Annotated in this window: 19 protein-coding genes; 12 read left to right on the forward strand and 7 right to left on the reverse strand. The window is 72.4% G+C overall.

What is annotated here, in order from left to right; translation table 11 throughout:
- Window positions 1–62: 62 nt before the first annotated feature.
- Together AB5J73_RS16805 and AB5J73_RS16810 are read right to left on the reverse strand one after the other, a co-directional pair.
- The gene (locus tag AB5J73_RS16805) at window positions 63–515 is read right to left on the reverse strand and encodes a flavodoxin family protein (RefSeq protein ID WP_370970598.1); all 453 of its coding nucleotides are present in this window, start codon (window positions 513–515) and stop codon (window positions 63–65) included.
- Complete coding sequence (locus AB5J73_RS16810; protein WP_370970599.1) at window positions 515–2149, reverse strand: phospho-sugar mutase; 1635 nt, start codon at window positions 2147–2149, stop codon at window positions 515–517. The genes AB5J73_RS16805 and AB5J73_RS16810 overlap by 1 nt, the downstream gene beginning before the upstream one ends.
- Before the next feature lie 30 nt (window positions 2150–2179).
- On the opposite strand from AB5J73_RS16810, the gene AB5J73_RS16815 reads away from it, so the two are divergent.
- Window positions 2180–3340: a glycosyltransferase gene (locus AB5J73_RS16815; RefSeq protein WP_370970600.1), complete on the forward strand. Its 1161-nt coding sequence runs from the start codon at window positions 2180–2182 to the stop codon at window positions 3338–3340.
- Window positions 3341–3420: 80 nt separating this feature from the next.
- Here AB5J73_RS16815 and AB5J73_RS16820 read toward each other — a convergent pair whose 3' ends face one another.
- Genes AB5J73_RS16820 through AB5J73_RS16830 form a run of 3 tightly spaced genes read right to left on the reverse strand, consistent with a single transcriptional unit; the run spans window position 3421 to window position 5553 of the window.
- Entirely contained in the window at window positions 3421–4200 is a 780-nt protein-coding gene (locus tag AB5J73_RS16820; protein WP_370970602.1) for a purine-nucleoside phosphorylase, read from the reverse strand.
- A complete protein-coding gene (locus AB5J73_RS16825; RefSeq protein ID WP_370970603.1) occupies window positions 4193–4615 on the reverse strand; it encodes an ABA4-like family protein in 423 nt (140 codons plus the stop codon). The genes AB5J73_RS16820 and AB5J73_RS16825 overlap by 8 nt, the downstream gene beginning before the upstream one ends.
- The gene (locus AB5J73_RS16830) at window positions 4612–5553 is read right to left on the reverse strand and encodes a hypothetical protein (protein WP_370970604.1); all 942 of its coding nucleotides are present in this window, start codon (window positions 5551–5553) and stop codon (window positions 4612–4614) included. Before AB5J73_RS16830 ends, AB5J73_RS16825 begins: the two co-directional genes overlap by 4 nt.
- Window positions 5554–5673: 120 nt before the next feature.
- On the opposite strand from AB5J73_RS16830, the gene AB5J73_RS16835 reads away from it, so the two are divergent.
- The gene (locus AB5J73_RS16835) at window positions 5674–6303 is read left to right on the forward strand and encodes a MerR family transcriptional regulator (protein ID WP_370970605.1); all 630 of its coding nucleotides are present in this window, start codon (window positions 5674–5676) and stop codon (window positions 6301–6303) included.
- Window positions 6304–6331: 28 nt separating this feature from the next.
- Here AB5J73_RS16835 and AB5J73_RS16840 read toward each other — a convergent pair whose 3' ends face one another.
- Window positions 6332–8023: a serine/threonine-protein kinase gene (locus AB5J73_RS16840; RefSeq protein WP_370973208.1), complete on the reverse strand. Its 1692-nt coding sequence runs from the start codon at window positions 8021–8023 to the stop codon at window positions 6332–6334.
- Between the two features lie 186 nt (window positions 8024–8209).
- Here AB5J73_RS16840 and AB5J73_RS16845 point away from each other — a divergent pair, with 186 nt between their 5' ends.
- From AB5J73_RS16845 to AB5J73_RS16865, 5 genes are all read left to right on the forward strand, one after another.
- A complete protein-coding gene (locus AB5J73_RS16845; protein ID WP_370970606.1) occupies window positions 8210–10045 on the forward strand; it encodes a methylmalonyl-CoA mutase family protein in 1836 nt (611 codons plus the stop codon).
- Window positions 10042–12210, forward strand: a complete 2169-nt coding sequence (gene scpA, locus AB5J73_RS16850; protein WP_370970607.1) for a methylmalonyl-CoA mutase — start codon at window positions 10042–10044, stop codon at window positions 12208–12210. Before AB5J73_RS16845 ends, scpA begins: the two co-directional genes overlap by 4 nt.
- A gap of 3 nt (window positions 12211–12213) precedes the next feature.
- Window positions 12214–13209, forward strand: coding sequence for a methylmalonyl Co-A mutase-associated GTPase MeaB (meaB, locus tag AB5J73_RS16855; protein WP_370970608.1), 996 nt, complete (start codon window positions 12214–12216; stop codon window positions 13207–13209).
- A 49-nt stretch (window positions 13210–13258) separates the two neighbouring features.
- The gene (locus tag AB5J73_RS16860) at window positions 13259–13561 is read left to right on the forward strand and encodes a hypothetical protein (protein ID WP_370970609.1); all 303 of its coding nucleotides are present in this window, start codon (window positions 13259–13261) and stop codon (window positions 13559–13561) included.
- 197 nt (window positions 13562–13758) lie between these two features.
- Complete coding sequence (locus AB5J73_RS16865) at window positions 13759–15060, forward strand: amidohydrolase (protein WP_370970610.1); 1302 nt, start codon at window positions 13759–13761, stop codon at window positions 15058–15060.
- A gap of 297 nt (window positions 15061–15357) precedes the next feature.
- On the opposite strand, the gene AB5J73_RS16870 is transcribed toward AB5J73_RS16865, so the two are convergent.
- On the reverse strand, window positions 15358–15810 hold the full coding sequence (locus AB5J73_RS16870) for a gamma-glutamylcyclotransferase (RefSeq protein WP_370970611.1): 453 nt from the start codon (window positions 15808–15810) through the stop codon (window positions 15358–15360).
- A 128-nt stretch (window positions 15811–15938) separates the two neighbouring features.
- Here AB5J73_RS16870 and AB5J73_RS16875 point away from each other — a divergent pair, with 128 nt between their 5' ends.
- The 5 genes from AB5J73_RS16875 (at window position 15939) to AB5J73_RS16895 (ending at window position 20190) form a co-directional block, all read left to right on the forward strand.
- Entirely contained in the window at window positions 15939–17339 is a 1401-nt protein-coding gene (locus AB5J73_RS16875) for an NAD(P)H-quinone dehydrogenase (protein ID WP_370970613.1), read from the forward strand.
- Between the two features lie 237 nt (window positions 17340–17576).
- Window positions 17577–17876, forward strand: coding sequence for a hypothetical protein (locus AB5J73_RS16880; RefSeq protein ID WP_370970615.1), 300 nt, complete (start codon window positions 17577–17579; stop codon window positions 17874–17876).
- A gap of 151 nt (window positions 17877–18027) precedes the next feature.
- Complete coding sequence (locus tag AB5J73_RS16885; RefSeq protein ID WP_370970616.1) at window positions 18028–18570, forward strand: hypothetical protein; 543 nt, start codon at window positions 18028–18030, stop codon at window positions 18568–18570.
- 82 nt (window positions 18571–18652) lie between these two features.
- Window positions 18653–19300, forward strand: a complete 648-nt coding sequence (locus AB5J73_RS16890; protein ID WP_370970617.1) for a class F sortase — start codon at window positions 18653–18655, stop codon at window positions 19298–19300.
- 86 nt (window positions 19301–19386) lie between these two features.
- Window positions 19387–20190 (forward strand): VOC family protein, encoded by an 804-nt coding sequence (locus AB5J73_RS16895; RefSeq protein ID WP_370970618.1) that lies wholly within the window; start codon window positions 19387–19389, stop codon window positions 20188–20190.
- The last annotated feature ends 80 nt before the right edge of the window (window positions 20191–20270 follow it).

A 20270-nucleotide genomic window follows, 5' to 3' on the forward strand; every position in this document is an offset into this window, starting at 1 on the left:
CCTGTTGCCGGAGGTCGACCCCCAGGGCTTCCGGTGACAGGCCTTCTTATTTCCGCGTTCGCTCAGCCCAGCAGGGTCGCGGCCAGCGTGCCGCCCAGTTCCGCGCACGCTTCAAGAGTCTTTTTGTCCGGTTCGCCCGTGCTGATCACCGGTTCCGCCGCCTGGCTCCACGCCAGGCCCGTGGTGATGGAGCGCAGCTGGCGTTCCGTCCCCGACGTGTCGCTCCCGCCGTGGATCCAGTACCCGAACGGGCGGCCCCGCGTCGCGTCCAGGCAGGGGTAGTAGACGGTGTCGAAGAAGTGCTTCAGCGCGCCGCTCATGCTGCCCAGGTTCGCCGGCGTGCCCAGCAGGTAGCCGTCCGCCTCGAGGACGTCGGGGACGGTCGCCGCCAGCGCCGCGCGGCGGACGACCTCCACCCCTTCGACGTCCGGGTGCGTCGCGCCCGCGAGCACGGCCTCGAACAGCGCCTGCGTCGACGGCGACGGCGTGTGGTGCACGATCAGCAGCCGCGGCATCAGGCGAGCAGCTCCTCGACGTCGGCCCGCACCGCCGCCAGCCGCTCTCGCGCCGCCCCGCGCGCGTCCGCGAGCGAGCCGGTGACCGGGGCCACCACCTGCAGGTACGCCTTCAGCTTGGGCTCGGTCCCGGACGGCCGGATCACCACGCGCACGCCGTCGCCGGCCAGGCGCACGACGTCCGCGTCCGGCAGCAGGTCCTCGAGACCGACCTCGGTGCCGCCGAGCCGCGACGGCGGCGCCTTCCGCACCTTCGCCATCAGCTGCCCGCGGACGGCGAGGTCGGTGACGCGCAGCGAAACCTGGTCGGTCAGGTGGACGCCGTGGCGCTGCGCCAGTTCGTCGAGCACGTCCAGCGGCGTGCGGCCCTGCGCCTTGAGCTGCGCGGCGAGCCCGGCGGCCAGGGTCGCGGCGGCGATGCCGTCCTTGTCGCGCACGAAACCCGGGTTCACGCACAGGCCGAGCGCCTCTTCGTAGGCGAACACGAGTCCTTCGCCGGCGCGCACCAGCCACTTGAAGCCGGTCAGCGTCTCGGCGTAGCGGGCGCCCTCGGCCTTCGCGATCTCGCCGAGGAGCGACGACGACACGATCGTCGTGGCCACCAGCGGGTCCGGCAGCTGCGTGCGGTCCACTGTGGACAGGACGTACGAGCCGAGCAGGACGCCGGTTTCGTCGCCGCGCAGCATCCGCCACGACCCGTCGCGCTCGCGCACGCCGAGTGCGCAGCGGTCGGCGTCCGGGTCGAGCGCGATCGCCAGGTCGGCGTCCACATCGGACGCCAGCGCCAGCAGCAGGTCCGTCGCGCCCGGTTCTTCCGGGTTCGGGAACGACACCGTCGGGAAGTCCGGGTCCGGGGTGGACTGCGCGGTCACCAGGTGCAGGTCGGTGAACCCGGCCCGCTCGAACGCCGCGCGCAGCGTCTCGGCGCCGACGCCGTGCAACGCCGTCGCGGCCACCCGCACCGCGCGCCCCGCGCCGAGCGGCAGCGTCGCGACCTCGTCGAGGTACCGGTCGACGAGGTCGACGACCTCGGCGCCGTCGGCCCGCTCCACGCTCACCGCGGCGGGCGCGGCCTGGATGGCGCGCTCGATCTCGCCGTCGGACGGCGGCACGATCTGGCCGCCGGTGGCGTCGTAGAGCTTGTACCCGTTGTCCGCCGGGGGATTGTGCGACGCGGTGATCTGGATCCCGGCCACCGCGCCGAGCCGCCCGACGGCGAACGCGAGCACCGGCGTCGGCAGCGGGCGGGGGAACACCTTGACGTCGAAACCCGCCGCGGCGAGCACCTCCGCGGCCGCGGTCGCGAACGCCTCCGAGCCGTGCCGCGCGTCGCGGCCGACGACGACCAGCGCGCCCGCGTGCCCCTGCGCCTTCAGCCAGTCGGCCACCCCGGCCGTCGTGCGGGTGACGACGGCGACGTTCATCCCGTTCGGCCCGGCGCGCACCGGGCCGCGCAGGCCGGCGGTGCCGAACTCGAGCGGCCCGGCCATCCGGTCGGCCAGCTCGGCGGCGGCGTCGGCGTCGCCGCCCATCGCCTTCGCGAGGACGGCCTGCAGCTCGGCGCGCGAGGCGTCGTCCGGGTCGTCGGCGATCCAGCGGAAGGCGGCGTCACGCAGGGTGGAATTCACTGTCACCGCGCCAGCCTACGGGCTAGGGTCGGGTGAGTGCGCTTGCTCTTCACCTCACTGGGGTCCTTCGGTCACACGTTCCCGCTGGTGCCGCTGGCGGTCGCCGCGCGCGACGCGGGCCACGACGTCGTCTTCGCCACTTCGGAAGACTTCCTGCCGCAGCTGACGAAAGCCGGGCTGGAGACGGCCGCCGCCGGGCTCGCGATCGCGGACGCGTTCGGGCAGGCCTTCGCCGAGTCCGGGCCGCCCGGTCCGCGGCGGCCGCCCGGCGAGATCCCGCCCGAGGTGCTCGGGCCGATCGTGGCGAAGGTGTTCGGCGAGGTCATGCCGGAGCGGTTCGTCGCCGACCTGCTGCCGCTGTTCGAGCACGTCCGGCCGGACCTGGTGGTGAGCGAAGCCGGCAACTCCGGCGGCGCGTTCGCCGCGCTGAAGGCCGGGATCCCGGTGGTGGCGCACGGGTTCGGCCGCGTGTCGAGCGAAGACCCGATGGTCACGCGGATCCGCGACGCGATCCGCGCGCACGCCGCGACGCTCGGGATCGAGGTCGGGGAGGACCTGGCGTTCGCCGGCCCGTTCATCGACATCTGCCCGGAGTCGGTGCAGGAGCCGGGGTTCCTGGCGCGCGCGACGCGCGTCCCGTTGCGGCCGGTCGGCTGGAGCGAGCCGGGCGACCTGCCCGCGGGTGTGCTGGACAAGCGGCGGCCGCTGGTCTACCTGACCCTCGGCACGGCGATGGGCCACGCGGGCGTGCTGGGCGCGGCGATCGCCGGTCTGTCCGGTTTGGACGTCGACGTCCTGGTTGCCACCGGCCCGACGGTCGACCCGGCGGTGCTCGGCGAAGTCCCGGAGAACGTCCGGCTGGAGGCCTGGGTCCCGCAGTCGGAGCTGCTCCCGCACGTCGACCTGGTGGTCCACCACGGCGGCAGCGGCACGACGCTCGGCGCGTTCGGCGCGGGCCTCCCGCAGCTCCTGCTGCCGCAGGGCGCGGACCAGTTCAGCAACGCGGACGCGGTCGTCGCGGCCGGCGTCGGCGCGCGGCTGCTCGCCGCCGAAGTCACCGCGGACGCCGTCGCGTCCCAGGCCCGCCGCCTGCTCACCGACACCGCAGTCGCCGACGCCACCCGCGCCCTGGCCGCCGAGGTCGCGGCCATGCCGTCCCCCACCGACGTCGCCGCCCACCTCCCCACCTTCACCTGAACCCAAGCGGCACTTTCACGTGAAAGTGAGGTGGAGGACCGGCCTCCGGATCACTTTCACGTGAAAGTGCGGCGTTTGGGTCAGGCGCGGGTGATGAGGTCGCGGAGCAGGGAGCCCATCTTCGTGGCCGCGGCGCGGCCCGCTTCCAGGACTTCCTGGTGGTTCAGCGGTTCGCCGGTCATGCCCGCGGCGAGGTTCGTCACCAGCGACAGCCCGAAGACCTCGACGCCGGCCGCGCGGGCGGCGATGGCTTCCAGGACCGTCGACATGCCGACCAGGTCCGCGCCCAGCGTGCGCAGCATCCGGATCTCCGCCGGCGTTTCGAAGTGCGGGCCGGTCAGTCCCGCGTAGACGCCTTCTTCGAGCGACGGGTCGATCTCGCGCGCGATCTTCCGCAGTCGCGCCGAGTACAGGTCCGTCAGGTCGACGAAGTTCGCGCCGACGATCGGCGAGCGCGCGGTCAGGTTCAGGTGGTCGGCGATCAGCACCGGCTGCCCCACCTGGAAGCCTTCGCGCAGCCCGCCCGCCGCGTTCGTCAGCAGCACCGTCCGGACGCCGGCCGCCGCGGCGGTGCGCACGTTGTGCACCACCGGGTCGATGCCCTTGCCCTCGTAGAAGTGCGTCCGCCCCAGCATGACCAGGACGTTCTTGTCGCCGATCTTCAGCGAGCGGATGGTGCCGCCGTGGCCCACCGCGCCGGGCGTGGTGAAGCCGGGCAGTTCGGCGAACGGGATCTCCGTCTCGCACTCCCCGATGACGTCCGCCGCCGGGCGCCAGCCCGATCCCAGGACCACCGCGATGTCGTGCGCGGCCACGCCGGTGCGCTGCGCGATGGCGCTCGCGGCCTCTTGTTCAGTCATGCCGGGAGCGTAACCGGATGCTTCTCGCCAGCAGGAACACCACCAGCCCGAACGGCGACAGGAAGATCGTCACCGCCAGGATCGGGCTGACGAGCCACGGCGAGAGGCCCCGCTCGCGGCCTTCGAAGTACATCCACCGCGCGATGAACAGGTCGAACGCGATCAGGTGCGCCCAGACCAGCCCGGCGCCCCACGGCGTGGCGAGCAAGGTCTGGAGCACGCCGAGGTCGGGCCGGAGCATCGCCCGGCCCCACTCGCCGAAGTGCGGGAGCACGAGCGTGAAGTAGCAGGCCAGCGGCAGCAGCGGCACCCACGGCGACGCCATGGTCCGGGCCGTCCACCGCCAGTTCGGCGCGAAGATCAGCAGGGCCCAGAACGGCGCCGCCAGCGGGAACGCCAGGTCGAAGAGGGTCATCGGACGCGCACCGCGGCCCACGAACCCAGCCCGACCGCCCCGGCCAGCAGCGCGGCCGCGCCCAGCGTCGTCGCGTCCGGGTGGACGATCGACTGCGCCCGCAGCGCCTGCCACGTCACCAGCGCGATCAGCCCCGCGTACCCGGCGGCCCCGATCAGGACGAGCCGCGCGCGGACGGCGTCGTCGCGCAGCCGCGGGAAGCGCGAGGCCAGTGCCAGCAGCCCGATGGCCAGCAGCGGCAGCGCCTGCAGCGCGTGCATCCCGACGAAGTGCGGGATCCGCAGGTCGCCCGCCACCGTGCTCCAGCCGAGGATCGGCAGGCCGGGTCCGCCGTCGGCGAGCCCGACGGTGTGCGCGCCGACCATGTCCGGCCGCCCGCCGGCCTGCCACTGGGCGAGCTGCCGCGCGGTCGGGTTCGTCATCAGGATGCCGAGCGAAATGCCCACCAGGGACAGGACGGCGCCGGCACGCACGGCCCAGAAGCCGGCCCGGTCTTCGAGCTTGGTGAACATCATCAGCACGGTCAGCGCGAGCGTCGCGACCTGCAGCCCCATGATCATCTTGCCCATGACGTTGTAGAGCAGCTCGTCCTGCGGGGTCGCGATGTTGAAGTGGCTCGCCCGCCCGCGCGCGGCCTGGAACGTCAGCAGGACGTACTCGGCGGCGAAGATCAGCACCAGGAAGTTCGTCAGCCACCCGGCCGTCCGCCGGAACCGCGGGAGCAGTGAGACGAGCCAGCTCCAGGTGGCGAAGTAGAGCGCGCCGGACACGGCGAACTTGAACGGCTTGGCCCAGATCGGCGCGCCGGCGAGCGTCCGCTGGTCGACGAGCAGCGCCGCGACGCACAGCACCGCGATGGCCCCGAGGGTGGCGGCGAAGACCGCGGACGGCCGGTGCCACCCGCGCGTTCTGCTCCGGACGTCGGCAAGGATGGTCATGGTTCCCTCCCAGAATGGATAGTCAAGCTCTCCGTTATGGGAAGTTAAACTCTCCATGCTGAGAAGTCTTCAGGGTTGCCCCGGAGGCCGCCCCTGGGATCGGAGCGGATGCGCATGCGGATGGCCGAACTGAGCGCCGAGTCGGGGGTGCCGGTCGCGACCGTCAAGTACTACCTGCGCGAAGGCCTGCTCCCGCCGGGGGAACGCACCAGCCCGAACCAGGCCCGGTACTCCGCGGACCACGTCCAGCGCCTGCGGCTGATCAAGGCGCTCACCGACGTCGGCGGCCTCCCGCTGGCCTCGGTCGGCGCCGTGCTGAGCGCGATCGACGACGACCGCACGCCGCACGAGACGATGGGCGTCGTCCAGCTGGAGCTGGCCGGCGAGCCGCCGAAGGTCTCGGAGGAGGCCGCGGCGTGGGCGTCGGAGCTGCTCCGGGAGCTGGCCCAGCGGTACGGCTGGAAGTGGCACGGCGCGGAGGACCGCACGGTCGCCAACCTGATCGCCGCACTGGCCACGGCTAAGGAACTGGGCCACGAGAAGCTCGCCGAGCGCCTCGACGAGTACTTCGAGCTGGCGCTCCGGGTGGCGGAGCTGGACGTCGAGGTGGTGACCGGGCTGACGTCGTTCGACAAGATCATCGAGGCCGGCCTGATCGCGACCGTCCTGGGCGACCGCATCTTCACCGGCCTGCGGCACCTCGCGCAGGAGTACGTCTCCCGCGAGGTGCTGGGCCGGGCGCCGAGCTGACGAGGCCGGTTCGCAACGGCCGGGCGCCCTAGTCCGAGACGCTCAGCGTGGGCGCCACGCGGTCGAAGACGTCCCGCCTGGTCGCGTCCTCCTGCTCGACCGGCGCCGTCACCGAGAGCACCCACAGGCTGTCGCCCGCCTGGACCAGGTTCATGAACGTCACCCGCGTGACGCGGCCGTCGTCGCCGTTGCCCGGCAGCAGCCCGCTCTCCAGCGTGCGGTAGGTGAACGTGGTGCCCTTGCCGCCCGCGTCGGGGGAGGGGCCGAACAGCTCGAACCCGTCGCCGGAGTACGTCTGCTTCAGCCAGGCGACGTACTCGGCGTCGTCCGGGAACTTGCCGAAGTAGTTCGCCAGCCGCTCGACGCGGATCGAGCGGCGGCCGTCCGGTGAGACGTACTGGACGGCGGTGCTCGCCCCGAACTTCGTGGTGTTGTGGGGCGCGACGAACTTCTGCCAGCCCTGCGGCACGTCGAGGCCGAACTGGCCGCCCTCGCCGGTCGCGTAGCTCGCGTCGCCGGACTGGCGGACCAGCGACGGCGGCGGGACGTCGGTGAGCCCGTTCGAGGGGTCTCGCGGCTCGGCCGCCGGCGGCAGCAGCGACTGGCCGCCGACCGCCCTGGCCAGCGCGAACCCGCCGCCCGCGGCGACGAGGAAGAGCAGGATCGCCACCGCGACGAGCACCGCGGTGGCCCGTGACCCGCGGCGGGCGGGCCGGGGCGGGGCGACGAACACCGTCGGCGCCGGGCCCGCGTTCGGGGCGGCCGGGGTGGGCGGGCGCAGGAACGGCAGCGGGCCGGGGTCGGTGGCGAGCTCGCTGCTCGACCCCTCGGCCTTCTTCTCGGCCTTGTCCTTGTCCTTCTCGGGCAGGACGGTCTTGATCACCTGCGTGTCGGTCGCGTCCGGCTGCGCGGACGTCTTCTTGCCGTCCGGGGTGCGGAACAGCTCGGGCCCGAACAGGTCGAGCGGCGTCTTCGACTGGAGCGGGTAGAGCCGGTGCCGGACCTCGCGCAGGGTGATCCGGTCGCCGGGCTCCTTCTTCATCAGCGCGGAGATGACCTCGGCGAGCGGCCCGGCCTTCGGCTTGGGCACCTTGCCGTTGACGACCTTGCCGACGGTCTCCAGCGGGTCGCCGTCGGCGTCGTACGGCGGCGCGCCCTCGACCGCGGCGAACAGCGTGGCGCCGAGGCCCCAGAGGTCGGCGGCCGGGATGACCGCGCCGCCGGAAGCGACCTCCGGCGCGATGTAGGCGGGGGAGCCGAGCATGATCCCGGTGCGGGTCATGGTCGCCTCGGAGACGTTGCGGGCGATGCCGAAGTCGGTCAGCTTGATCCGGCCGTCGCTGGCGACCAGGACGTTGCCCGGCTTGACGTCGCGGTGGGTGATCCCGGCGGCGTGCGCGGCCTCCAGCGCGGACGCCACGGCGATGCCGACCGCGGCGGCCTGCTCGACGGTCAGCGGCCCGTGGTCGCGCAGGATGTGCGCCAGGCTGCGCGAGGGCAGCAGCTCCATGACCACGAACGGCTGGTCGTCCTCGCGGGCGACGTCGTGCAGGATGATCACGTTCGGGTGGGACAGCACGGCGATGGCGCGGGCCTCGCGCAGCGTGCGCTCCCGCAGCTCGTCCGCCTGCGACGCCGGGATGCCCGGCGGCACCTTCATCTCCTTGACGGCCACCTGCCGGTGCAGGAACTCGTCGTAGGCCGACCACACGGTGCCCATCGACCCGGAGCCGAGCACCGAACGCAGCCGGTAGCGACCGGCGACCACTCGTGTCTCTTCGCTGGAGGGGGGCACGCGCCAATTGTGTCGTACCCGCGCGACCGGCCCCTAACCTGCCCGGGCCGTCCCCCTAGCGCGACCAGACTCACAGGGCGAGCGCGGCGAGTGCCTCTACCATCACTGGGTATGACTGAAGTGGCCGGTCCGGAGTCAGTGCCGATCTCCGAACTCGACCTGGCGGCCGAGTTCCCCCAGGCGACGCGCGAGCAGTGGCAGGAGCTCGTCGCGGGTGTCCTGCGCAAGAGCGGCAAGCTCCCCGAGGACTTCGCGGGTGCGCCCGAGAGCAAGCTCGTCACGCGGACCTACGACGGGATCGAGATCCAGCCGCTCTACACGGCGGACGACGTCCCGGGCGAGACCGGCTTCCCCGGCCTGCCGCCCTACGTGCGCGGCGCGCGCCCGGAAGGCCAGGTCAGCACCGGCTGGGACGTCCGCGCCCGGTTCGCCGGCGACGACGGCCGCGCGGTCAACAAGGCGATCCTCGCCGACCTCGAAGGCGGCGTGACGTCGATCTGGCTCTCGGTCCCGCCGGCCGCGCTCGGCGACGCGCTCAACGAGGTCTACCTCGACCTCGCGCCGGTCGTCCTGGACGCGGGCGCCGAGTACGAGGCCGCCGCTTCGGAGCTGCTGGCGTTGTTCGACGAGCGCGAGATCCCGGCCAGCGAAGCCACCGCCGTGCTGGGCGCGGACCCGATCGGGCTGGCGGCCCGGTCCGGCGCGGCCGCCGACCTCGGCCCGGCCGCCGCGCTCGCCGCGCGTGTCGCCGCGAAGTACCCGAAGGTGCGCACGATCGTCGCCGACGGCCTGCCGTTCCACGAAGCGGGCGGGTCGGACGCCCAGGAGCTGGGTGCGCTGGTCGCCGCCGGCGTCTCGTACCTGCGCGCGCTCACCGACGCGGGCCTCGACGCCGAAGCCGCGGCCGGCCAGCTCGAGTTCCGGCTCGCCGCGACCGCCGACCAGTTCTCCACCATCGCGAAGCTGCGCGCGGCCCGCCGCCTGTGGGCCCGCGTCGCCGAGGTGTGCGGCTTCTCCTCGCCGATGCGCCAGCACGCCGTGACCTCGCCGGCGATGCTGACCCGGCGCGACCCGTGGGTGAACATGCTGCGCACGACCGTCGCCTGCTTCGGCGCCGGGGTCGGCGGCGCGGACGCGGTCACCGTGCTGCCGTTCGACGCCGCGATCGGCCGTCCCGACGCGTTCTCCGCGCGGATCGCCCGCAACACCCACGCCGTGCTGCTGGAGGAGTCCAAGCTGGCCGGCGTCGTCGACCCCGCGGGCGGCTCCTGGTACGTCGAGAAGCTCACCGACGACCTCGCGCACGCGGCCTGGGCCGAGTTCACCGCCGTCGAAGGCGCGGGCGGCCTGGTCGCCGAACTCGCTTCGGGTGCGCTGGCCGCGCGGCTGGCCGAGACGTGGGCGAAGCGGTCCCGGCGGATCGCCACCCGCCGTGACCCGCTCACCGGCGTCAGCGAGTTCCCGAACCTGGCCGAAAAGCCGGTGACCCGGGAGCCGTCCGAGTCCACTGTGGAGGGCGGGCTGCCGCGGCACCGGTACGCCGAAGGCTTCGAGGCCTTGCGGGACGCATCGGACGCCTACCTCGCTTCGCACGGCGAGCGGCCCAAGATCTTCCTCGCCACCCTCGGCCCGGTCGCCGCGCACACCGCGCGCGCCGGCTTCGCCGCCAACCTGTTCCAGGCCGGCGGGATCGAAGCCGTCAACCCGGGCGCGACCGACGACCTGCCCGGCGCGTTCCGCGCGTCCGGCGCGAAGATCGCCTGCCTCTGCGGCACCGACGACGCCTACGCCGAGCAGGCCGCCGAAGTGGCCGCGTCCCTCGGCGCCGACCACGTACTACTGGCGGGCAAGGGCTCGTTCGACGGCGTGGCCGGCAACGTCTTCGCCGGCTGCGACGCCCTCGACGTCCTCAACGGCCTGCACGCCAAGCTGGGAGTCACCCGATGAGCATCCCGAACTTCGCCGGTCTCGACCTCGGCACGCCGACGGCGGGCGATCGCGACGCGTGGGCCAAGGCCGTGCAGGAAGCCACCGGCAAGGGCCCGGACGCCCTGGACTGGGAGACGCCCGAGGGCATCGGCGTCAAGCCGGTCTACACCGCCGCCGACCTGTCCGATGTGGACTTCCTGGGCACGTACCCCGGAATCGCGCCGTTCCTGCGCGGGCCGTACCCGACGATGTACGTCAACCAGCCGTGGACCATCCGCCAGTACGCCGGGTTCTCGACGGCGGAGGAGTCCAACGCCTTCTACCGCCGCAACCTCGCCGCGGGGCAGAAAGGGCTTTCGGTCGCCTTCGACCTGGCCACCCACCGCGGCTACGACTCCGACCACCCGCGCGTCTCCGGCGACGTCGGCATGGCGGGCGTGGCGATCGACTCCATCTACGACATGCGCCAGCTCTTCGACGGCATCCCGCTCGACAAGATGTCGGTGTCGATGACGATGAACGGCGCGGTGCTGCCGGTGCTGGCGCTCTACGTCGTAGCGGCCGAGGAGCAGGGGGTGAAGCCGGAGCAGCTCGCGGGGACCATCCAGAACGACATCCTCAAGGAGTTCATGGTCCGCAACACCTACATCTACCCGCCGCAGCCGTCGATGCGGATCATCTCCGACATCTTCTCCTTCACTTCGCAGCACATGCCGAAGTACAACTCGATCTCCATCTCCGGCTACCACATGCAGGAAGCCGGGGCGACCGCCGACCTCGAGCTGGCGTACACGCTCGCCGACGGCGTCGAGTACATCCGCTCGGGCGTCGCCGCCGGGCTGAGCGTCGACAAGTTCGCGCCGCGGCTGTCGTTCTTCTGGGCCATCGGCATGAACTTCTTCATGGAGGTCGCGAAGCTGCGCGCGGCGCGCCTGCTGTGGGCGACGCTCGTGAAGGGCTTCGACCCGAAGTCGCAGAAGTCGCTTTCGCTGCGCACGCACTCCCAGACGTCGGGCTGGTCGCTGACCGCGCAGGACGTCTACAACAACGTCGTCCGCACCTGCGTCGAGGCGATGGCCGCGACCCAGGGGCACACGCAGTCGCTGCACACGAACGCCCTCGACGAGGCGCTCGCGCTGCCGACGGACTTCTCCGCCCGGATCGCCCGCAACACGCAGCTGCTGCTGCAGCAGGAGTCCGGCACCACCCGCGTGATCGACCCGTGGGGCGGCAGCGCCTTCGTCGAGAAGCTGACCTACGACCTCGCGCGCAAGGCGTGGGGCCACATCAGCGAGGTCGAGCAGGCCGGCGGCATGGCCAAGGCGATCGACGCGGGCATCCCCAAGCTGCGCATCGAAGAAGCCGCCGCACGCACCCAGGCGCGCATCGACTCCGGGCGGCAGCCCGTCATCGGCGTGAACAAGTACCAGGTCACCGGCGACGAGGACATCGAAGTCCTCAAGGTCGACAACGCCGGCGTCCGGACGCAGCAGCTGGAGAAGCTCCGGCGGCTGCGCGAAGAACGCGACGGCCAGGCGACCGAGGACGCGCTGCGGCGGCTCACCGAAGGCGCCGGCAACGGCGGCAACCTGCTGGAGCTGGCGATCGGCGCCGCCCGCGCGAAGGCCACCGTCGGCGAGATCTCCGACGCGCTCGAGAAGCTGTGGGGCCGCCACTCCGGGCAGATCCGGACGATTTCGGGCGTCTACCGCGAAGAGGTGGGTAAGTCGCAGAACGTCGAACAGGCCCGTGAACTGGTCGAGAAGTTCGCCGAGGAGGAGGGCCGCCGTCCCCGCATCCTGGTCGCGAAGATGGGCCAGGACGGCCACGACCGCGGCCAGAAGGTGATCGCCACCGGGTTCGCCGACATCGGCTTCGACGTCGACGTCGGCCCGCTGTTCTCCACCCCGGCCGAGGTCGCCCGCCAGGCGATCGAGGCGGACGTGCACGTCGTCGGCGTCTCGTCGCTGGCCGCCGGGCACCTCTCGCTGGTGCCGGCGCTGCGCCACGAACTCGCCGAGCTGGGCCGCGAAGACATCATGGTGGTCGTCGGCGGCGTCATCCCGCCGCAGGACTACCCGGCGCTGCGCGAAGCCGGCGCGGCGGCGATCTTCGGCCCCGGCACGGTGCTCGCGGACGCGGCCATCGACCTGCTCGGCCAGCTGACCGCGCAGGAGTCCTGACCCTTGCCGCGCAAGATCGACGTCACCGCCTACGCCGAGGGCGTGCTGGCGGGGGACCGCGGGACGCTGTCGAAGGCGATCACGCTGGTCGAGTCGCAGCGGGCGGACCACCGGGCGCAGGCGCAGGAGCTGCTGGTCGAGCTGCTGCCCGCGTCCGGTGGCGCCCGGCGCATCGGCATCACCGGCGTCCCCGGTGTCGGCAAGTCGACGTTCATCGACCAGCTGGGCACCGACCTGACGGCGGCCGGGCACAAGGTGGCCGTGCTCGCGGTCGACCCGTCGTCCACGCGGACCGGCGGGTCGATCCTCGGCGACAAGACCCGGATGGCGCGCCTCGCGGTCGACGAACGGGCGTTCATCCGGCCGTCGCCGACGTCGGGGACGCTCGGCGGCGTCGCGCGGGCGACCCGCGAGACGATCGTGCTGATGGAAGCCGCCGGCTACGACACCGTGCTGGTCGAGACGGTCGGCGTCGGGCAGTCCGAAGTGACCGTGGCGAACATGGTCGACTGCTTCCTGTTCCTGACGCTCGCGCGCACCGGCGACCAGCTCCAGGGCATCAAGAAGGGCGTGCTGGAGCTCGCCGACGTCATCGCGGTCAACAAGGCCGACGGCGACCACGAACGGGACGCGAAGCGGGCGGCGCGGGAGCTTTCGGGCGCCCTGCGGATGATCTACGGCCCCGAGGCGTCCTGGACCCCGCCGGTGCTCACCTGCAGCGGCCTGCACAACCTGCGCCTGGACGAGGTCTGGGGCGCGATCGAGCAGCACCGGGACACGCTTTCGGCGTCCGGCGAGCTGGACGCGCGGCGCCGGCGGCAGCAGGTCGACTGGACGTGGGCGATGGTGCGCGAGCAGTTGCTCAGTCGCTTGGCGGCGCATCCGGACGTGCGAACGGTCGTTCCCGACGTCGAACGGGCGGTGCGCGACGGTGAACTGACGGCTACCCTCGGTGCACAGCGGATCCTCGACGCGTTCGGTCCACCTCGTGGCGGCTGACGCGCGGGCGTTCCGCGGGCAGAATGCCTGGTCGTGGCGAAGGGATGACATGGCGAAACTGCGGGGTCTGGTCCTGGTCGGAGTGCTCGGCGCGGTGCTGTTCACCGCGTCCCCCGCGCTGGCCGGACCAGCGCGGCCGGCGACCGTTTCGGTGACCGCGGCGCACGTCGCGGCGGCGCCCGTCCCGGCGCAGACCCAGCCGCCGGGCCCGGTGCTCGACCCGGCGCAGACCGACAAGGCGAACACCGAGAAGACGAAGAACAAGCTGGTCGCGGGCCTGCTCGCGGTCGTCCTGCTCGGCATCGTCATCTGGGGCAGGCGGATCCGTTCGAAGAAGGCGAAGAAGTCCTGAAGCGTTCGGCTTTGCCGAACTACTGCACGCCGTTCAACGCAGATCCGCTACCGGCCATCTAGGACGGCCGTTTTCGAGGCGCGGCTTGCCGCCTGCATGGTGCACGATCGTCTGCAAATGCGTACAACAGATCGATCGGCACGATGCGTGACCCCAGCCGCTGCGCGGGTTACCCGTGTTGCGGGAGGAGGTGCGGCGTGACGGTGCTGGACTCACGACCGGACGTTCCAGGCGACCCCCATGGGCGCATGATGACCCCTATGGAGGGGCCTGAAGCGCTCATTTCCGAAGCCGGCGTAAGCATGGCTCCCGTGGAGGACCTTGGTGCGGGCCGCGGCCCGTTCTGGCTCGACGACTGGCTGCGCGCCAACGCGACCGACGTGCTCGCCTGGCGCCGGCACATCCACGCGCACCCGGAGCTTTCGCGGCACGAGTTCGCGACCACGGAGCTGGTCGTCACGCTGCTGCGCACCGTCGGGCTCAAGCCGTGGGTGCTGCCCGGCGGCACCGGCGTCGTCTGCGACATCGGCAGCGGCGAGCGGTGCGTGGCGCTGCGCGCGGACATGGACGCGCTGCCGCTCACCGAGGCGACCGGGCTGCCCTACGCCTCGACGGTCGAGGGCGCGGCCCACATGTGCGGCCACGACGCCCACACGGCGATCCTGCTCGGCGCGGCCCGCGCACTGGCCGGCGCGCCGGAGCTGCCCGGCCGCGTCCGGCTGATCTTCCAGGCCGCCGAGGAGGTCATGCCCGGCGGCGCGCTGGACATGATCGCGGCCGGCGCGCTCGACGGCGTCGAGCGGATCTACGGCCTGCACGTCGACCCGCGGCTCGAAGTGGGCTCGGTCGGCATGCGCGTGGGCGCGCTGACCTCGGCGGCGGACCTGATCGAGCTGCGGCTCACCTCGCCGGGCGGCCACACGTCCCGGCCGCACCTGACGGCCGACCTGGTCCACGCGCTGGGCACGGTGATCACCTCGCTGCCCGCGGTGCTGTCGCGCCGGGTCGACCCGCGCTCCGGCACCGTCCTGGTGTGGGGTGCGGTCCACGCGGGCCAGGCGGCCAACGCGGTGCCCCAGGACGGCGTCCTGCGCGGCACGCTCCGCACCGCCGACCACGAGGTCTGGACGTCGCTGGAGCCGCTGGTGGCGTCCTCTGTGGAGTCCCTGCTGGCCCCGACCGGCGTCGGCTTCTCGCTGGACTACCGCCGCGGCGTGCCGCCGGTGGTCTCGGACGCGGACTCGACGGCGCTGATGCGCGCGGGCGTCGAAGCGGCCCTCGGCGAGGGCGCGGTGGCCGGCACCGAGCAGTCCTCCGGCGGGGAAGACTTCGGCTGGTACCTGGAGCACGTCCAGGGCGCGTTCGCCCGCCTGGGTGTCTGGTCCGGCCCGCCGGCACCGCAGTCGGACATCCACCGCCCGACGTTCGTCCTCGACGAGCGAGCCCTCCTCTGCGGGGTCCGCACCCTGGTCCACACCGCTTTGGCCGCTCTCGCCTGAGCGGAGTTGTCCACAGCTTCACCGAGTTGTCCACAGGCCGTGAACCGGCCCTTCCCTCGATCGGGGGAAGGGCCGTTTTGCGCGCCCGCGGACCGGCGGGCAGACTGGTCGACGGCCCGCCGCGCGGGCCCCGCAGACCCGGCGTTTTCGTTGTACCGCAAGGAAATTCACGTTCGCCGGGAGCGGGGCCGAGGCCGGCACGCACACGTGGTCCGGCGCGCTGACCGGGGTGCCCGCGCGAGGCCGCGCGGGCTCGTGGTAGCGCTCAGGCCACCGAGTTGTCCACAGGGTGTGGAGTCAGCCGCTGATGCCCGAACAGGGGCGGGTCCGCAGGTCGTCGACGTAGTCCGCCGGCGCCCCGGCCGCCTCCGCGGCATCGGCCAGCACGCCCAGGTAGCGCGCCGAGGGCAGCCCGCCCTCGTACGCGTCCAGGACGTACAGCCAAGCCAGGGCCGAACCGTCCATGGTCTGCACGCGGAGCCGGATCTTCGAGTGCATCCCGAGCTCGCCGCCTTCCCAGCGGTCCAGCCCGTCCTCGTCCAGCGACGTCACGTCGTAGAGGACGACGAAGACCCGGGCTCCCGGGTCTTCGACGATCGTGGCCAGGGCACCTTCCCAGCCGAGGTCCTCGCCGCCGAAGGTCAGGCGCCACCCCTCCAGCCAGCCGGTGCCGGCCATCGGAGAGTGCGGCGCGCGCTCCAGCATCTGGGCGGGCTCCATGTTCGATCCGTACGCGGCATACAACGGCACGACGACAGCGTAGCGACCTCTCCCCCTCCCGAGTGGACGCACTCGCCGTGTTCGCCCACTTCAGTCTCCGGACACCTGTGCCGCGTACGGTGAGAGCACCGCACACGAGCACATCGAGGAGGACCCAGGTGACCAGGATCGTGATCATGGGCGGGGGCCCGGCCGGCTACGAAGCCGCGCTCGTCGCGGCCCAGCACGGCGCCGACGTCACGATCGTCGAACGGGACGGCCTGGGCGGCGCCTGCGTGCTCTACGACTGCGTCCCGTCGAAGACGTTCATCGCGAGCTCGGGCGCGCTGGCGAAGATGCACGACCTCGGCGAGCTCGGCATCAACACCGACCTGGCCGACACCAGCATCGACCTCCCGACCGTGCACGGCCGCGTGAAGGGCCTCGCGCTCGCCCAGTCCGCCGACATCCGCGCCCGCGTCCAGCGCGAAGGCGTCCGCGTCCTCATCGGCGAGGCGCGCTTCTGCGACGAGGAAACCGGCCTCGCCACCCACAAGGTCGCCGTCACGACCAAGGACGGCACCGAAGCCCTGCCCGCCGACGTCGTGCTGATCGCGACCGGCGCCACCCCGCGCGTCCTCCCGGGCGCGGTGCCGGACGGCGAGCGCATCCTCGACTGGCGCCAGCTCTACGAGCTCCAGGAGCTGCCGGAGCACCTCGCCGTGATCGGCTCGGGCGTCACCGGCGCCGAGTTCGCGTCCGCCTACACCGAGATGGGCGTCAAGGTCACCGTCGTCTCCAGCCGCGACCGCGTCCTCCCGCACGAGGACGCCGACGCGGCCGCGGTGCTCGAAGAGGTCTTCTCCCAGCGCGGCACGACCGTGGCGAAGCAGGCGCGCGCCGACCGCGTCGAGCGCACCGACAAGGGCGTCGAGATCCACCTCGCCGATGGCCGCGTGATCGAAGCCAGCCACGCGCTGATGACCGTCGGGTCGGTCCCGAACACCCAGGACATCGGCCTCGACAAGGTCGGCATCGCGCCCGGCCCCGGCGGGTTCATCACCGTCGACCGGGTTTCGCGCACGTCCGTGCCCGGGATCTACGCCGCCGGCGACTGCACCGGCGTGCTCATGCTGGCCTCGGTGGCGAGCATGCAGGGCCGCATCGCGATGTGGCACGCGCTGGGCGAGGGCGTCGCGCCGATCAAGCTCAAGACCGTCGCCGCCAACGTGTTCACCCACCCGGAGATCGCCACCGTCGGCATCAGCCAGCAGGCGATCGACTCCGGCGAGGTGCCCGCGCGCACCATCATGCTGCCGCTGGCCACCAACGCGCGCGCGAAGATGGAGGGCCTCCGCCGAGGCTTCGTGAAGCTGTTCTGCCGCCCCGCCACCGGCGTGGTCGTCGGTGGCGTCGTCGTGGCGCCGCAGGCGAGCGAGCTCATCCTCCCCATCGCGCTCGCCGTCCAGAACCAGCTCACCGTGGACCACCTGGCACTGACGTTTTCGGTGTACCCGTCGCTGTCGGGGTCGATCACCGAGGCCGGGCGCCAGCTCATGCGCCACGACGATCTCGACTGATCCCGGCCGATCCCGTAGGCAACCCGTCGCGCCCCGTCGCGTCTTGTCGGTGGTAAGGCTGAAGGACGCGAAGGGTGCGATGGTGCGCAAGACGGTGGTTTTCGTTGCGGCAGCGGTGATCGGGGCGACGGCGCTGGCGGCGCCCGCGACGGCGCAGAGCAGCAGTCCCGCGGCGCCGGCGCGGCGCCGGCCGGCAGCGTCCAGCTCAACGTCAACACCGCGATCAACCAGTCGCTCGTGGACAAGTACGTCCGCGACGCGCCGAACGTCGCGCTGGCCAAGTGCGAAGGCGCTTCGCCGAAGTTCTCCTCGCCGGCACTGGACTTCGCGAACTACACCCCGGGCCCGTTCATGGGCGCGGACGCGAACATCAGCGCCGACGCCACGCTCAAGCCCGGCACGGCCGCGGGGGAGTACCCGCTGACCGTCACCTGCGGCGGCCAGACCTACACCACGAAGTTCACGGTGCCGGCCGCGCAGGTCGCGAAGGTGCCGTCCGGTGCCGCGAAAGCGGGCGACGGCAGCATGGCCGGCTGATTCTTTCTTTTCCCAAAACCGCCCCGGAGTGCGCTCCGGGGCGGTTTTTCATGTCGGATTCGTGACCTCCGGGCGCAACCGATCGCAGGTGGAGACGTCTTTGGAGGCATAAGCGAGCGGAGGCCGCTTTCATTCCACAGGGGAGAAAAGAATGAAGAAGACTGCCGTTGTCACGGGTGTTGCCGCCGCATTCCTCGTCCTCGCGCCCGGTGCCGCACTGGCGGCCACACCCACCACCACGCCGTCCGCCTCGCCCACGTCGACGGTGCCGGTGGACCCGGACGGCCCGTTCTCGCGGATCACCCGGCTGCTGACCGTGAGCCCCGCCCAGGCGCAGCCGGGCGCGCGGGTGAAGCTGGACTTCGCCTGCCAGACCCGCGAGCCCGCGGAGAAGGTCACCGTGCGGTCGGCGGCGCTCGTCTTCGGCAAGGGCATGTGGGCCACCGGCACGGTGAAGGACGTCAAGCCCGGCAAGTACGCCGTCACGCTGCACTGCGGCCCCGAGACCTCGAGCGCGACGCTGGAAGTCCTGCCGGTGAAGAAGCAGGTCGTGAAGGTGCCCGCGGGCGCACCGCAGACGGGCGGCACCGACGTCCCGGCCGACAGCTCCCCGCTCGCGGCGGCGGCCGCCATGGGCGCGCTCGCGCTCGGCGGCAGCGGCCTCGTGCTCGCCCGCCGGGCCCGCCGGCGCTGACCGCGGCCGAGGTACCGTCGGGACTCAACCGAAGAGACCACCCGGACGTGTGAACGGCAGGCGAGGAACCACGGGGGAGAACATGTCGACGAGGAGCACGAGCAGACGGGGTTACCTGATCGCCCTCGTCCTCGCGTTGCTGGCCGCGCTGGTGGTCGTGGCACTGGTGTTCGGCGGCGGGACCGAACCACCCGCCGCCCAGCCGCCGCCCGCGCGGCCGGTCGCCGTGCAGCCCGAACCCGCGGCCGCCGGCCAGGACGCCGTCGCGGCCCTGCCCAAGTCCGACCCGGTTTCGATCGACATCCCGAAGATCGGCGCGCACTCGTCGCTGGTCCCGCTCGGGCTCAACGCCGACAACACCGTCGAGGTGCCGCCGGTGACCACGCCACTGCAGGCCGGCTGGTACACCTACGCGCCGACCCCGGGCGAGACCGGCCCGGCCGTCGTGCTCGGGCACGTCGACGGCAACCACCAGAAGGGCATCTTCTTTCGGCTCAAGGAGCTCGCCGCGGGCGACCGCGTGTCGGTCGCCCGCAAGGACGGCACCACGGCGGTGTTCGAGGTGACGAAGGTGCACCAGGTGCCGAAGAAGGACTTCGAGGGCGAAGGCGTCTACGACGACACGCCCGGCCCCGAACTGCGCCTGATCACCTGTGGCGGCGTCTTCGACCGGAACGCGCGCAACTACGTCGACAACATCGTCGTCTACGCCAAGCTCGTCGGGCACTGAGTCCTTCGGCCCTGGTTTTGTCGGTGGTGGGTGCCAGACTGTGTCGGCCGTCACCCCGGCGGCGTTCACGAGGGTTGGGAGTCGACATGGTGTTCCGGGACGAGCGGTGGCCGGACGGCACGCCCAGTTGGGTGGACCTGATGGTGCCGGACCAGGCGAAAGCGGTGGCCTTCTACAGCGGCCTGTTCGGCTGGGACGTGCGGACGGGCGGTGAGGAGACCGGCTTCTACGGCATGGCGGAGCTGCGCGGCCGCCCGGTCGCCGGCATCGGGCAGACACCACCGGGGCAGGAGCTGCCCGCGGTGTGGACGACTTACCTGTCGGTGTCCGACGTGGACAAGACGGTCACGGCGATCACCGAGGCCGGCGGCCAGGTCCTCATGCCGGTCATGGAGGTCATGAAGGAGGGCCGCATGGCGATCGCGGCCGACCCGGCGGGCGCGGTCTTCGGCCTCTGGGAGGCGGGGAACCACATCGGCACCCAGGTCACGGCGGCCCCGGGCACGCTGGCCTGGAACGAGTGCATGAGCCGCGACTACCCGGCGGCGAAGGCGTTCTACGAGCAGGTCTTCGGCTTCGGCTTCCAGGACCTGTCGAACGACGACTTCACGTACGCGGTCCTGCTGCTCGACGGCCGCCCGGTCGGCGGCCTCGGCGCACTGCCGGCCTCGGTCCCGGCGGAGGTCCCGTCGAACTGGTCGGCGTACTTCTCGGTGGCGGACGCCGACGCGAGCGCGGCGAAGGTCGTCGAGCTCGGCGGGCAGGTGCTGGACCAGCCGTTCGACTCCCCGTACGGCCGGCAGGTGCGGGTGCTGGACGACCAGGGGGTGCCGTTCCTGGTGATCGCGCCGAACGAGCAGTCGGGCAAGCCGGAGGGCTGGGAGGAGTGAGCCCGGTCCGCCACCGGTGAGGGGGCCGGCCCACCGCGAGCAGGCCGGAGGCGCGCCACCGCGCCCCCGGCCCGGATCGG

Origin of the sequence: Amycolatopsis sp. cg9, from assembly GCF_041346945.1 — a bacterium.
GTDB lineage: Bacteria > Actinomycetota > Actinomycetes > Mycobacteriales > Pseudonocardiaceae > Amycolatopsis.

Coding starts and splice junctions, on each gene's coding strand:
- AB5J73_RS16805 (WP_370970598.1), bottom strand. CDS start 515: ATGCCGCGGCTGCTGATCGTGCACCACACGCCGTCGCCGTCGACGCAG.
- AB5J73_RS16820 (WP_370970602.1), bottom strand. CDS start 4,200: ATGACTGAACAAGAGGCCGCGAGCGCCATCGCGCAGCGCACCGGCGTG.
- AB5J73_RS16825 (WP_370970603.1), bottom strand. CDS start 4,615: ATGACCCTCTTCGACCTGGCGTTCCCGCTGGCGGCGCCGTTCTGGGCC.
- AB5J73_RS16830 (WP_370970604.1), bottom strand. CDS start 5,553: ATGACCATCCTTGCCGACGTCCGGAGCAGAACGCGCGGGTGGCACCGG.
- AB5J73_RS16835 (WP_370970605.1), top strand. CDS start 5,674: ATGGCCGAACTGAGCGCCGAGTCGGGGGTGCCGGTCGCGACCGTCAAG.
- AB5J73_RS16840 (WP_370973208.1), bottom strand. CDS start 8,023: ATGGGCACCGTGTGGTCGGCCTACGACGAGTTCCTGCACCGGCAGGTG.
- AB5J73_RS16845 (WP_370970606.1), top strand. CDS start 8,210: ATGACTGAAGTGGCCGGTCCGGAGTCAGTGCCGATCTCCGAACTCGAC.
- scpA (WP_370970607.1), top strand. CDS start 10,042: ATGAGCATCCCGAACTTCGCCGGTCTCGACCTCGGCACGCCGACGGCG.
- AB5J73_RS16860 (WP_370970609.1), top strand. CDS start 13,259: ATGGCGAAACTGCGGGGTCTGGTCCTGGTCGGAGTGCTCGGCGCGGTG.
- AB5J73_RS16885 (WP_370970616.1), top strand. CDS start 18,028: ATGAAGAAGACTGCCGTTGTCACGGGTGTTGCCGCCGCATTCCTCGTC.
- AB5J73_RS16890 (WP_370970617.1), top strand. CDS start 18,653: ATGTCGACGAGGAGCACGAGCAGACGGGGTTACCTGATCGCCCTCGTC.
- AB5J73_RS16895 (WP_370970618.1), top strand. CDS start 19,387: ATGGTGTTCCGGGACGAGCGGTGGCCGGACGGCACGCCCAGTTGGGTG.